This is a genomic window from Mycobacterium sp., from assembly GCF_039583805.1.
Lineage (GTDB): Bacteria > Actinomycetota > Actinomycetes > Mycobacteriales > Mycobacteriaceae > Mycobacterium.
In genome coordinates this window covers 1-12,578 of record NZ_JAVKSH010000055.1, presented here as the reverse complement: position 1 = coordinate 12,578, position 12,578 = coordinate 1, and the positions used below count along the sequence as shown (strand labels likewise).

13 protein-coding genes and 1 tRNA gene are annotated in these 12,578 nt (G+C 69.8%); 6 read left to right on the top strand and 8 right to left on the bottom strand.

Going from position 1 to position 12,578, the window contains the following annotated elements:
• Positions 1-1,704 (top strand): acyl-CoA dehydrogenase (locus ABDW21_RS09335; protein WP_343710338.1); only part of this gene is annotated, 1,704 nt, incomplete at its 5' end.
• 524 nt (positions 1,705-2,228) lie between these two features.
• Here the strand turns inward: ABDW21_RS09335 and ABDW21_RS09330 are convergent.
• Positions 2,229-2,301 (bottom strand) — tRNA-Asn (locus tag ABDW21_RS09330).
• Positions 2,302-2,456: 155 nt separating this feature from the next.
• Between ABDW21_RS09330 and ABDW21_RS09325 the strand changes: the two genes are divergently transcribed.
• Positions 2,457-2,702 (top strand): hypothetical protein, encoded by a 246-nt coding sequence (locus ABDW21_RS09325; protein ID WP_343600471.1) that lies wholly within the window; start codon positions 2,457-2,459, stop codon positions 2,700-2,702.
• Here ABDW21_RS09325 and dnaG read toward each other — a convergent pair.
• Positions 2,692-4,590, bottom strand: coding sequence for a DNA primase (dnaG, locus tag ABDW21_RS09320; protein ID WP_343710337.1), 1,899 nt, complete (start codon positions 4,588-4,590; stop codon positions 2,692-2,694). The two genes, ABDW21_RS09325 and dnaG, sit on opposite strands and share 11 nt — an antisense overlap.
• A gap of 4 nt (positions 4,591-4,594) precedes the next feature.
• Positions 4,595-5,863 (bottom strand): deoxyguanosinetriphosphate triphosphohydrolase, encoded by a 1,269-nt coding sequence (locus ABDW21_RS09315; protein ID WP_343710336.1) that lies wholly within the window; start codon positions 5,861-5,863, stop codon positions 4,595-4,597.
• A gap of 48 nt (positions 5,864-5,911) precedes the next feature.
• On the opposite strand from ABDW21_RS09315, the gene ABDW21_RS09310 reads away from it, so the two are divergent.
• Positions 5,912-7,915 (top strand): TPM domain-containing protein, encoded by a 2,004-nt coding sequence (locus ABDW21_RS09310; RefSeq protein WP_343600474.1) that lies wholly within the window; start codon positions 5,912-5,914, stop codon positions 7,913-7,915.
• A 9-nt stretch (positions 7,916-7,924) separates the two neighbouring features.
• Here ABDW21_RS09310 and ABDW21_RS09305 read toward each other — a convergent pair whose 3' ends face one another.
• The 4 genes from ABDW21_RS09305 to ABDW21_RS09290 form a co-directional block, all read right to left on the bottom strand.
• On the bottom strand, positions 7,925-8,356 hold the full coding sequence (locus ABDW21_RS09305) for a TA system VapC family ribonuclease toxin (protein ID WP_343600475.1): 432 nt from the start codon (positions 8,354-8,356) through the stop codon (positions 7,925-7,927).
• Complete coding sequence (locus tag ABDW21_RS09300) at positions 8,343-8,600, bottom strand: ribbon-helix-helix domain-containing protein (RefSeq protein WP_343600476.1); 258 nt, start codon at positions 8,598-8,600, stop codon at positions 8,343-8,345. Before ABDW21_RS09300 ends, ABDW21_RS09305 begins: the two co-directional genes overlap by 14 nt.
• Positions 8,601-9,072: 472 nt before the next feature.
• Positions 9,073-9,375 carry a hypothetical protein gene (locus ABDW21_RS09295; RefSeq protein ID WP_343600477.1) on the bottom strand — a complete coding sequence of 101 codons (303 nt, stop codon included), beginning with the start codon at positions 9,373-9,375 and terminating at the stop codon, positions 9,073-9,075.
• Between the two features lie 52 nt (positions 9,376-9,427).
• Positions 9,428-9,694, bottom strand: a complete 267-nt coding sequence (locus ABDW21_RS09290; RefSeq protein ID WP_343600478.1) for a hypothetical protein — start codon at positions 9,692-9,694, stop codon at positions 9,428-9,430.
• 131 nt (positions 9,695-9,825) lie between these two features.
• On the opposite strand from ABDW21_RS09290, the gene ABDW21_RS09285 reads away from it, so the two are divergent.
• Positions 9,826-10,413 carry a hypothetical protein gene (locus ABDW21_RS09285; protein ID WP_343600479.1) on the top strand — a complete coding sequence of 196 codons (588 nt, stop codon included), beginning with the start codon at positions 9,826-9,828 and terminating at the stop codon, positions 10,411-10,413.
• Here ABDW21_RS09285 and ABDW21_RS09280 read toward each other — a convergent pair.
• Positions 10,383-11,810, bottom strand: coding sequence for a glycine--tRNA ligase (locus ABDW21_RS09280; RefSeq protein ID WP_343600480.1), 1,428 nt, complete (start codon positions 11,808-11,810; stop codon positions 10,383-10,385). The genes ABDW21_RS09285 and ABDW21_RS09280 overlap by 31 nt on opposite strands.
• A 107-nt stretch (positions 11,811-11,917) precedes the next feature.
• Between ABDW21_RS09280 and ABDW21_RS09275 the strand changes: the two genes are divergently transcribed.
• Both ABDW21_RS09275 and ABDW21_RS09270 read left to right on the top strand, forming a co-directional pair.
• Positions 11,918-12,268, top strand: coding sequence for a metalloregulator ArsR/SmtB family transcription factor (locus ABDW21_RS09275; RefSeq protein ID WP_343600481.1), 351 nt, complete (start codon positions 11,918-11,920; stop codon positions 12,266-12,268).
• Positions 12,265-12,578: transcriptional repressor (locus ABDW21_RS09270; protein ID WP_343710335.1), on the top strand; the 314-nt coding region annotated here is incomplete at its 3' end. The genes ABDW21_RS09275 and ABDW21_RS09270, both read left to right, overlap by 4 nt.

The following is a 12,578-nucleotide window of genomic DNA, read 5'->3' as shown; positions in this document are numbered from 1 at the left end:
GCGGCGATCACGATGATCGAGATGCTCGCGATGTCGGACATGTCCCTGATGGTCAAGGCCGGGGTGCAGTGGGGGCTGTTCGGCGGCGCGGTCGAGAACCTGGGCACCGAACGACACCACCGGGCCTACCTGCACCAGATCATCAGCCTGGACCTTCTCGGCTGCTTCGCGATGACCGAGACGGGCCACGGCAGCGACGTCCAGTCGCTGGAGACGACCGCGACCTACGACCCCGAAACCCAAGAGTTCGTCGTCGACTCACCCACCCCGACGTCGCGCAAGGATTACATCGGCGGTGCCGCCGAAAGCGCCACCGTAGCAGCTGTTTTCGCACAGCTGATCACCCCGGTCGACGGCAGGCCGGTCAACCACGGCGTGCACTGCGTCCTGGTGCCGATCCGCGACGCCGACGGCGACGACCTCCCCGGCGTCACCACGTCGGACTGCGAGTACAAGGGCGGCCTGCCCGGCGTCGACAACGGCCGGATCATGTTCGACCACGTCCGCGTCCCCCGGGTGAACCTGTTGAACAAGTACGGCGACGTCGCGCCCGACGGCACCTACAGCTCGCCGATCGACAACTCCAACCGCCGGTTCTTCACCATGATCGGCACCCTGATCCGCGGCCGGGTCACGGTGGGCGGCAGCGCGGCCACCGCCGCCCATGTCGCGCTGGACATCGCCACCCGATATGCGTTGCAGCGCAGGCAGTTCAGTGGGCCAGACGACCAGCACGAAGTGCTCATCATGGACTACCTGGCGCATCAGCGGCGGCTGTTCCCGCTGATCGCGCGTTCCTACGCGCTGCGGTTCGCGCAGAACCAGCTGGTGTCCAAGTGCCACGACCTGCAAACGTGCGACGTCGTCGACGCCGAGGAACAGCGCGAGCTGGAAGCTCGCGCCGCGGGCCTGAAAGCGGCCAACACCTGGCACGCCATCAGGGCCATCCAGGAGGCCCGGGAGGCGTGCGGCGGCGCGGGCTACATGGCCGAGAACCGGCTGATCGCGCTGCGCGCGGACACCGACGTGTTCACCACGTTCGAAGGCGACAACCTGGTGCTGACCCAACTGGTGGCCAAGGAACTGCTGACCGCCTACGCCGACGACATCAAGAGCATGAGCCCGGTCGAGTGGGTGCGCTTCGCCGCCGGCGCCGTCGGCGACCGGGTGGTCAAACGCACTGCGGCGGAAGCGATCATGCAGCGGATCGTGGATGCGCGGCAGGACAACGAAGAAGAGGGCAGCCTGTTCAACCGCGGCACTCAGGTCAAGATGTTCGAGGACCGCGAAGAGTACCTGCTGTCCTCGGTCGCGCGCCGGCTGCAGGCGAAGGCGAACGAGATGCCGGCGTTCGACGCGTTCAACTCGGTGCAGGACCACGTGCTGCACGCCGCGACCGCGCACATCGACCGGGTGGTGCTGGAGGCGTTCGTCGCCGGGATCGACTCGTGCGAGGACCGCAAGGCCCGCGAGCTGCTGGACTATGTGTGCGACCTGTACGCGCTGTCGGTGATCGAGGACGACAAGGCGTGGTACCTGGAGCACCGGTACCTGTCGACCGAGCGGGCCAAGGCCGTCACCCGCGGTATCAACGACCGGTGCCGGGTGCTGCGGCCGCACGCCCAGACGCTCGTCGACGGCTTCGGCATCCCCGAGCCGCTGCGCTACGCCGAGATGCTGCACCCGGAGAACCTGCCCGGGTAGGTTCGTGGGCGTCGAGATTGCGCCCGGGGTCGTGGTGCGGGCGCCGATCGCAGCCCCCAAAGCAATCTCGACAACCCCGCGCAATCTCGACAACCCCGCGCAATCTCGACAACCCCGTGCAATCTCGACAACCCAGCGCAATCTCGACGAGTCACGTGTGGTGATCTCCTAGGCTGGCGTGGTTGACAAACGAGAATAAGGAGAAGCAGATGGCGTGGTTCCTCGCGCTGCAAGGACCGCCCAACAGGATCGGCCAGTCGCTGACCTACGAACTTCACGAGTCGGCGAACATCGAGCAGATCACCCAGGAGATGAGCTCCTCGGCGACCATCGACCGCGCCGTGGCCGTTCCGGCTGTGTTCGGCAACCAGCGCCGGGTGACGCTGTTCATCCGGCCGGCCGCCTGGGGCGCATGGGCGTTCTACGAACTGTCCGAGCAGGAGCGACGCCAGATGGCCAACGCGGTGGCGCAAGTGGCCAAACAACAGCAGCAGAAGGCGAAAAAGCCGCCGGGCCCGTCGGTGCTCCCCCGGCTGGACTCGAACCAGCAACCCTTCGGTTAACAGCCGAACGCTCTGCCAATTGAGCTACAGGGGACTACTCGATCCGCATGCCGATTCGCATGCACACTGGCGCGGATCGCGGCATGACTCTAGCGTACTGATGACCGCTCCGGGGATCGTGCCCGCCGCTCGCGCGCCCCGGCCATGCGGCAGGATGGAAGCGTCGCACAACCGTGGGGAGGGACCGCGTTGATCCGGTATGCCGTCGTGCTGGGGCTGGGCTACGTGCTGGGAGCCAAAGCCGGGCGACGCCGCTACGAGCAGATCGTCGACACCTATCGCGCCCTGACCAGCAGTCCTGCCATCAGAACGTTGATCGAGGCGGGGCGCCGCAGGATCGCCGACCGGGTCTCCCCCGACGCCCGGGCGGTCACGCTGACCGAGATCGACGACGTGACCACCGTCGTGGAGCAGCGCAGCGACGTCAAGCGGTGAGGTCGTCGCCGCTGGCCTGCTGCAGCAGGCTGCGCCGATAGGCCTCCATCGCGACCAGGTCGCCGAACAGGGCGTGGTACTCGTCGCTCTGCTCCACCGGTGACATCCGCTGCAGCTTGGACTTGACCTCGGCGATCTGCCGTCCCACCCAGACCTCCTGCAGCCGGGCCAGCACCCCGGCGATGTAGCGGGGCAGCCTGTCGTCGTCGACCCGGATAGCCTCCACACCGAGCTCGCCGATCAGACCGCCGGCGGCCGGCGAGGCAGCCTGCTGGCGCACCGCGTCGATCCACTGCGCCCCGCCGATGCCGGCCGCGGTGCCGCCGGCCGCGGCGACAGCTGCCCGGACGGCCGCGTAGCCGGGATGGGTGAAGCTCTCGACGGGCAGCGCGTCGAACACCGGCCCGGCCAGCGCCGGATACTGCAACGCGGACTTGAGCGCCTCGCGCTGCGGCCACAGCGTCGGGTCGCGCGGGTCGGGCCGCAGCGCCGCCGGCTCGGCCGCCTCGGTGCCGACGGGTGCCGCGGCGGCGCGCCGGGGTCCGCCCCGGCCTCGGTTCTTGGCCTCCCCGCGCACCCGGCCGACGACCTGTGCCACGTCCGCCCAGCCGACCCATCCGGAGAGCTGGCGGGCGTATTCGTCGCGCAGCGTGGGGTCTTTGATCTCGGCGACCATCGGCACGCAGCGGCGCAACGCGGCCACCCGGCCCTCGGCGCTGTCCAGGTCCACCTCAGCCAGCGCGGTGCGAACGGCAAACTCGAACAACGGGGTTCGCCGCGCGACCAGGTCGCGCAGGGCGGCGTCGCCGTGCGCCAGCCGAAGGTCGCAGGGATCCATGCCGTCGGCGGCGACCGCGACGAACGACTGGCCGGCCAGGTGCTGCTCGCCGGCGAACGCCTTGATCGCCGCCGCCCGGCCCGCTTCGTCGCCGTCGAACACGTAGATCAGCTCGCCGCGAAAGAAGTTGTCGTCCATCATCAGTCGGCGCAGCATCGCCAAATGCTCGTCGCCGAACGCGGTGCCGCAGGACGCGACCGCCGTCGTCACCCCGGCCACGTGCATCGCCATCACGTCGGTGTAGCCCTCGACGACGACAGCCTGGTGTCCCCTGGCGATGTCGCGCTTGGCCAGGTCGATGCCGAACAACACCGACGACTTCTTGTACAGCAGCGTCTCGGGCGTGTTGACGTACTTGGCTTCCATCGGGTCGTCGTCGAAGATCCGCCGGGCGCCGAACCCGATCACCTCGCCGGCCGCCGTGCGGATCGGCCACAGCAGCCGCCGGTGGAACCGATCCATCGGGCCGCGGCGGCCCTGCCGGGAAAGCCCCGCGGATTCCAACTCTTTGAATTCGAAACCCTTGCGCTGCAGGTGTTTTGTCAGCGAATCCCACCCCGACGGGGCGAAGCCGCAGCCGAAGTGCCGCGCCGTGTCGGCGTCGAAGTTGCGCTCGGTGAGATACCGGCGGGCCGGTGCGGCCTCGTCGGAGTCCAGCGCCGCCGCGTAGAACTGCTGCGCGGCGGTGGTGGCGGCGAGCAGCCTGCTGCGGGTGCCCCGGTCGCGCTGCACGCTGGTCGCGGCGCCGGTGTAGCTGATGGTGAAGCCGATCCGGTCGGCCAGCAGCTCGACGGCTTCGACGAAACTGACGTGCTCGATCTTCTGGACGAACGCGTACACGTCGCCGCCCTCGCCGCAGCCGAAGCAGTGGAAGTGACCGTGGTTGGGCCGCACGTGAAACGACGGGGACTTCTCGTCGTGGAACGGGCACAGGCCCTTCATCGAATCCGCGCCGGCGCGGCGCAGCTGCACGTAGTCGCCGACGACCTCGTCGATGCGGACACGTTCGCGGATGGCGGCGATATCGCGATCGGAGATACGGCCCGCCATCGGCTCAGTGTAGAGCGCGGCGGCGACCATCCGCGTCGATGCGCTCCAGCCGGCTCTCGGTGTAGGACGCGATCTGGTCGACGACGACCCGCAGCCGCGCGCCGTCGCCGGCCGCGGCGCCGAACGCCGGGGCGAGCAACGGGTCCAGTGTCCGCGGCGCTCCGGCCAGCAACCACTGCGCCACCCGGTGGATGCGTTCGCGTTGCCGGGCCTGGATGTCGTGGTGCCGCGGATCGGACATGATGAACTGCAGCGCAAGGATTTTCAGTACCGCGACCTCGGCGCGGACCAGGTCGGGCACCTGCAGGTCGGCCGCATACCGGGTCAGCGGCCCGGGACCGGCGGCCGCGCGGGTGGCCGCGATCGCCGCCGACGCGAACCGGCCGACCAACTCGCTGGTCAACCGCTTGAGCGCAACCGACGCCGCCAGCGTCGCGTCGTACTTGCCGACGGCGGCGACCACCGGCAGTCCCGACAGTCGCTGCGCCGCGGCCAGCAGATCCTCCGCGCCGATTCGGCCGAACCCGCCCGCGCCGAGTTCGGCCAGCGCCGCGGCGTCGTCGTCGTCGGCGAGCACCCGCAGGTCGATCCGCCCGGAGATGACGCCGTCCTCGACGTCGTGCACCGAGTAGGCCACGTCGTCGGCCCAGTCCATCACCTGCGCCTCCAAGCAGGCGCGGTCCGCGGGCGCACCGTCCCGCACCCAGGCGGCGGCGTCGGCGTCGGCGTCGTAGAAACCGAACTTGCGCCGCCCGTCGTCGCGCGGCCACGGATATTTCGTGACCGCATCCAACGCAGCCCGGGTCAGGTTCAGCCCGGCGCTGCGCCCCTGCACGTCAAGGACTTTGGGCTCCAAGCCGGTCAAGATCCGGAAGTTCTGCGCATTGCCTTCGAAGCCGCCGCAGACCGCCGCCACCTCGTCGAGGGCCTGTTCTCCGTTGTGGCCGTAGGGCGGGTGCCCGATGTCGTGGGCCAGGCCGGCCAGGTCGACGAGGTCGGGGTCGCAGCCCAGTCCGATCGCCATTCCGCGCCCGATCTGGGCCACCTCCAGCGAATGGGTCAGCCGGGTGCGCGGGGTGTCGCTCTCCCGGGGCCCGACGACCTGCGTCTTGTCGGCCAGGCGGCGCAGCGCGGCGCTGTGCAGGACGCGGGCGCGGTCGCGGGCGAAGTCGGAGCGGTGCTGGCTTTCGGTGCCCGGCAGACCCGCGGTCTTGGGCTCCTCGACCGCCAGCCGTTGCCGGTCGAAGGCGCGGTAGGGACCCTGCTGGCTCATCGAGCCACAGTCTGCCAGGCGCGCCCGATCCGCATTAGATTGTCCGTCATGCGCACCGCTCGCCTGCTCGCCGGGCTGCTGGCGACCCTGACGTTCGGGCTGCTGCTGGCGCCGGCCGTCGCCGCCGTGCCGCCGATGCGGTTGGTCGACTACGTCACCGACGACGCGGGGGCGTTGAACGGCGCCGGTCGCAGCGCGGTCGACTCCGCGGTGGACGCGCTCTACGCCGACCGCCACATCCGGCTGTGGGTGGTCTACGTCGACAGCTTCTCCGGCCAGGGCCCGTTCGACTGGGCGCAGAGCACCCGCCGCGCCAGCGACCTCGACGGCTTCGATGCGATGCTCGCCGTAGCCACCGGCGACCGCGCGTACGCGTTCGTGGTGCCGTCCCGGGTGATCACCGTCAACGCGGTTCAGGTCGACGACCTGCGGCACAACCGGATCGAGCCGGCGCTGCACCGCGCCGACTGGAGCGGCGCAGCGGTGGCGGCGGCCAACGGACTCAACCGCGCCCCCGGGTCGGTGTCGTCGGGCGGTGCGACGCTGCTGGTCGCGCCGGCCGTGATCGCGGTGGCCCTGCTGTCGTTGGTCCTGGTCATGCGCTACCGTCGCCGCCGCCGCCGGGCGGCGCAGCTGGCGGCGGCGCGACGGGTCGACCCCACCGACCCGGATGCGCTGGCGGGTGTGCCGTTGCACGCGCTCGACGAGCTGTCGCGATCGAAGGTGGTCGACGTCGACAACGCCGTGCGCACCAGCGCCAACGAGCTCGCCCTGGCGGTCGAGGAGTTCGGCGCGCAGCGGACCGAACCGTTCAGCCGGGCTGTTGATAACGCCAAAGCAGCTCTGGCGCAAGCGTTTACCGTGCGCCAGCAACTCGACGACGCGATCCCGGAGACCCCCGCGCAGCGGCGGGAGCTGCTGACCAGGGTCGTCGTGGGGGCGGCGCGGGCCGACCGCGAGCTCGAAGCGCAGCGCGAGGCGTTCGAACAGCTGCGGGATCTGGTGCTGCACGCGCCGTCCCGGGTGGAGGGGCTGACCCGGCAGTTCGTCGAGCTGACGGCCCGCGTCGACCCGGGTGAGCAGCGGCTGGCCGAGCTGGACCGGGAATTCGACGCGGCCGCGCTGGCCTCGGTGTCGGGCAACGTCGCCGCCGCCCGGCAGCGACTGGCCTTCGCCGAGGAGAACATCAGCCGGGCACGCGACCTGGCGGCCCACCCGGTCGCCGGGCAACTGACCGGGTTGGTCGACGCGGTGCGCGCCGCCGAGTCGGCACTGGGCCAGGCCCGCGCGCTGCTCGACGCCGTCGACACCGCCGCCGGGGACATCCGCCACGCCGTCGAGATGCTGCCGTCGACGATCGCCGACGCCCGGGCCGGCGTCGAGCACGCCGGCGAGTACCTGCGGAAAGCGCAGCGCACCACGACGGCGCACGCCCGCGAGCTGTCCGCTGCCCGCGACGCCGCCACGAAGGCGGTCGCCGCCGCGCGTTCGCGCGGCTCCGCCGATCCGCTGGGCGCCTTCGCCCGGCTGACCAAGGCCGACGCCGAGCTGCACCGGCTGCTCGCCACCGTCGCCGAGGAGCAGGCGACCGCCGAGCGGCTCGACCGCACACTCGAGCAGGCGTTGTTCACCGCGCAGTCGCGGGTGCGCGCGGTGTCGGAGTTCGTCGACACCCGGCGCGGCAGCATCGGGTCCGAGGCCCGCACCCGGCTCGCCGAGGCCAGCCGGCACATCGATGCCGCGCAGGAAACCCGGTCGACGGACGTCAGCTCGGCGATCAACCACGCCAACGCCGCGGCGACCCTGGCCGCGCAGGCCCAGTCGCTGGCCGACGGCGACGTCCGCTCCGCGCAGCGCGCCTACACCGCCCGCTACGGCGGCGGCAACAACACGGGCGCGATGATGGGCGGGATCATCATCGGCGACCTGCTGCGGGCAGCGATGCGCGGCAGCTCCGGCGGCGGCCCCGGCGGCGGCTGGAGCCCGACGTCCTACGGCGGGTCGTCCGGGTCGTCCGGCGGCGACTTCATGGGCGGCGGCGGACGGTTCTGACGGCCGGCGCTACCCGTCGAGGGGATGGTAGAAGCGCAGCCGGCGGAAGCGTGCGAAGCCGCGGTCGGCGCTGAGCCACGTCGCGTTGTTCTCCAGGGCGTACGCGGCCAGATAGGCGTCGGCGACGTCGTTGCCGCGCGCATCGATGTCGGCCGCGAGCCGGCGAAATAATGTCCAGTGCCGCTCGCCGGGGACAAGCCGCACCGCCGCGGGCGCAGCCAGCAAGCTCTCGACCGCCCGCCACGCATCGGCGGTGCTCGTGGGTTCGGTGAAGACCCGGCGGTTGGTCGTCACCCGGACGAAGCCGGCGAGCGCGACGTCCGGCAGCCCGAGTGGTTGATCGTCGTTGGCCAGCCGCTCGAGCAGCCGCCGGTAGTCGTCATGCCCGGCAAGGTCCTCGCGGTGGGCGTAGACGAGGACGTTGACGTCAACGCAGAGCATCGATGGGGGCAGCGTCGTCGATCGCCTCGGCGACGCTGGCGTTGGAGGAGATGTCGACACCGGGTCGAAGCCCTCCGCGCCCCGTCGGGTGCACGGTGTAGCGAGCCTGCGCCGGGTGGTCGACCGGGACCAGGCCCCTGCGCACCGCGTCTTCGAGAACCGCGGCCACCGTGCGGCCGGAGCGAGCGGCTCTGGCCTTGACCTCGCGGTACAGCTCGTCGTCGATGCGGATGGTGGTGCGCACGTCGGTCATTTTAGCATCAGCATTCAGCATCAAGACGCTCGGCTCAGATCCGATTCCGCAAGGAGGCGGAGCAGTTGGTCTTCGGGTGGGCGGATGATCGCGTAGGGTGCGCGGGCAAGACGCGCATCGAGGTGGTCATCATCGATGGTTTGGCCACGCGGTACCAGAATCTTGGCACCCTTGCCGGTGTGAACGACCTTTTCGGGTGTGACGTGAATCGGTTCGGCGCGCAGCGCCCGGCAGCACGCCACCCTCCGATGGCCTCCAGTGCCGAGTATCTGGTTGACAAATTGCGCCTCTGGCGGCTCACCGAATCAGCGCCCCTCAAGCACCACGAAAGTCACCGTCGCGCGAGCGGCCACCCGAGAGCGGGCGACAATACGCCGGAAGCGAATATGCGGATTGACCGGTACTACCCGAAGCACGTTGGCGTACAGTGCAATTGGCACGCCTGTCCGTCCGGTCCGGGTTTCTACCCGATCTTCTGGATGTCGTGTCGAAGGACGAACTCGTGCACGCCGGGCACGGTGAAGGCCAACATGCCGCGCTCGGGGGCGTAGACCAGGCCCTTCTGGATCAGTTCGTTTCGGGCGACCGACAGGCCACTGGCACGCGATTTGTTCATTCGAGATGCCAGGGCGGACACTGTCGCCGACCCGTCGCCCGCCAGGTCGGCCATCGCGCGCAGCAGGTCGCGCTGAGCCGGGGTGGCGCGCTCCCACCTGGAGTGGTAGAGACCATCGTCGACCTCCCGGCGCGCGTCGTGCAATCCCACCTCAACGTCGTCAGCACTGATCGGAGAACCGATCACGTTGTCCCACAAATGTTTACCGATCGCCTGCAAAAATCCCTAGCATTCGGCGTAGCCGTGACTCTGGATGCCGCCCCGTCGCGGTGCGCATCCCCCGCACCAACGCCTGCGACAACGCGACAGGCAGCGATTCACCCGCGCCCGCCTCCACCTTCGCGGTAACCCAATCCCGTTCCCCGGCCCGACGGAGTAGCTCGTTGAGCAATACCGTCTTGCCGACACCGCGCAATCCGTTGAGAACCCAGCCGCGATCACCCTCCCCCCGCTGTTTCGAACGCCGCATCACCACCTCGAATGCGGCCAGGAGAGCATCCCGTCCGGCAAGTGCTGATGGGCGCCGCCCCGCACCAGGCCGATAAGGGTCGCGCGAAGCGTTCAGGGCGGCCGATCCGAATTGGTCGTGCGGATGCGTCGGTGACCGGCAACGCGGGGATGATCGTGTTCACCGAGCGGACGCTGGCGCTTTTGCCCGCGCAGCGGGCCGCCGCGCTGTGCGAAGGCACGGTCACCATCGACCTGGACACCACCGACGTCGAGGTGTACGGCCGCAAAAAGGACGGCGTCGAATACAACCACCAGGACCAGCGGGTGGGCCGCCCGCATGTGGCGTCGTGGGCCGAGACCGAGACCGTGCTGGCCACTGCCCTGGGCAGCGGGGTCGACGACCCCCGCGCCACCGCCGACGAGCTGTTGGCGCGGGCCCTGACCCGGATCAACGGAAACTATTGCCGCGCAACGTCACCGCCACCAATGTCCACGCCCAGCAAGGCCCGAACCCCACAAACCCACACTGACACGCGACCCCGGCGCCACCCGGGGCAAACACGCACGCCCGCGCACCGTAGGCGATCATCCGCCCACCCGAAGACCAACTGCCCCGCTTGCTCGCGGAATCGGGTCAGCGTCGGGTTCGCACGGTCAGCGGAGCTCGCCGGTCCGGCTTGCCGTAGCGACGACGGCCGGCGCCGGTCTCAGCAGCCCCGCAGCCTCTGGGCGAGATAGTCGACGACGGCGTCGAACCCGATCCGGTCCTGGGTCATGGCGTCGCGTTCGCGCACGGTGACAGCGTGATCGTCGAGGGAGTCGAAATCCACTGTCACGCAGAACGGCGTGCCGATCTCGTCCTGGCGGCGGTAGCGCCGGCCGATCGCGCCGGCGTCGTCGAACTCGACGTTCCAGCACTGGCGCAGCTCGGCGGCCAGGTCGCGGGCCTTGGGGCTCAGGTCGGCGTGCCGGGACAGCGGCAGCACCGCCGCTTTGACCGGTGCCAGCCGCGGGTCCAATTTCACGACGGTGCGTTTGTCCATGCCGCCCTTGGCATTCGGAGCTTCGTCCTCGACGTAGGCGTCGACCAGAAACGCCATGAACGAGCGGGTCAGCCCGGCTGCCGGCTCGATCACATACGGCACGTAGCGGGTGTCGGTGGCCTGGTCGTAGAACGACAGGTCGACGCCGGAATGTTCTGCGTGTGTGGACAAGTCGAAGTTGGTGCGGTTGGCGACGCCTTCCAGCTCGCCCCACGGGTTGCCGGCGAAGCCGAACCTGTACTCGATGTCGACGGTGCGGTCGGAGTAGTGCGACAGCTTGTCCTTGGGGTGCTCGAACAACCGCAGGTTCTCGGGGTCGATACCCAGGTCGACGTACCACGCCAGCCGGGTGTCGATCCAATACTGATGCCACTGCGGCGCACTGGCCGGCTCGACGAAGAACTCCATCTCCATCTGCTCGAACTCGCGGGTGCGGAAGATGAAGTTGCCCGGGGTGATCTCGTTGCGAAAACTCTTGCCGGTCTGGGCGATACCGAACGGCGGCTTGCGGCGCGCGGTGGTGACGACGTTGGCGAAGTTGACGAAGATGCCCTGCGCGGTCTCCGGGCGCAGGTAGTGCAGACCCTCCTCGGTCTCGATGGGCCCGAGGTGGGTCTTGAGCATCATGTTGAATTCGCGCGGCTCGGTCCAGCGGCCGGGCTCGCCGGTCTCGGGGTCGCGGATGTCGGCCAGCCCGTTGGGCGGCGGATGGCCGTGCTTGGCCTCGTAGGCCTCGATGAGGTGGTCGGCGCGGTAGCGCTTGTGCGTGATCAGCGACTCGACGAGCGGGTCGTGGAACACCTCGACGTGGCCCGACGCCACCCACACCTCGCGCGGCAGGATGATCGAGGAGTCCAGGCCGACGACATCGTCTCGGGCCGTCACGACCGATTTCCACCACTGCCGTTTGATGTTCTCCTTGAGCTCCACCCCCAGCGGCCCGTAGTCCCACGCCGACTTCACTCCGCCGTAGATCTCCCCGCAGGGGTAGACGAAGCCGCGCCGTTTGGCCAGGTTGACGACGGTGTCGAGAACGGACGCCACGGGGTGAGCACTCCTGTCGGTGGACGCAGGGAACGGTCTGGCCCGCATGGGCCTTCGTCATCGTAGCGATGCGGCCCGCCATCTTTGACATGCGTTGTCATGCATGTGAAAGTGGGAGCACCCGACCACGGTTCCCACTTAGGTGCTGACACGACATGACGACGTCCCCGTTGGCCCCCGACGGCCACGGACACCGCGCGGTGTTCCCCCCGCCGCCGCCGCGGGAGATCCTCGACGCCGCCGGTGAGCTGCTACGCGCGCTGGCCGCGCCGGTGCGGATCGCCATCGTGCTGCAACTGCGCGAATCGGCGCGCTGCGTGCACGAGCTGGTCGACGCGCTGGGTGTGCCGCAACCGCTGGTCAGCCAGCACCTGAAGATCCTCAAGGCCGCCGGCGTCGTCACCGGCGAGCGGTCGGGCCGCGAGGTGCTCTACCGGCTGGCCGACCACCACCTGGCGCACATCGTGATCGACGCCGTGGCCCACGCCGGCGAGGAGACCCGGTGAGCGGCCCGCGCTCCACCCGGCAACGGGCCGCGATCTCAGCACTGCTGGAGACCGTCGACGAGTTCCGCTCGGCCCAGGAGCTGCACGACGAACTGCGCCGCCGCGGCGAGAACATCGGCCTGACCACCGTCTACCGGACGCTGCAGTCGCTGTCGGCGGCGGGCCTGCTCGACACGCTGCGCACCGACACCGGGGAATCGGTCTACCGGCGCTGCTCGGAAGACCACCACCACCACCTGGTGTGCCGCAACTGCGGCACCACCGTCGAGGTGGGCGGCCGCCAAGTCGAGACCTGGGCCGCCAAAGTCGC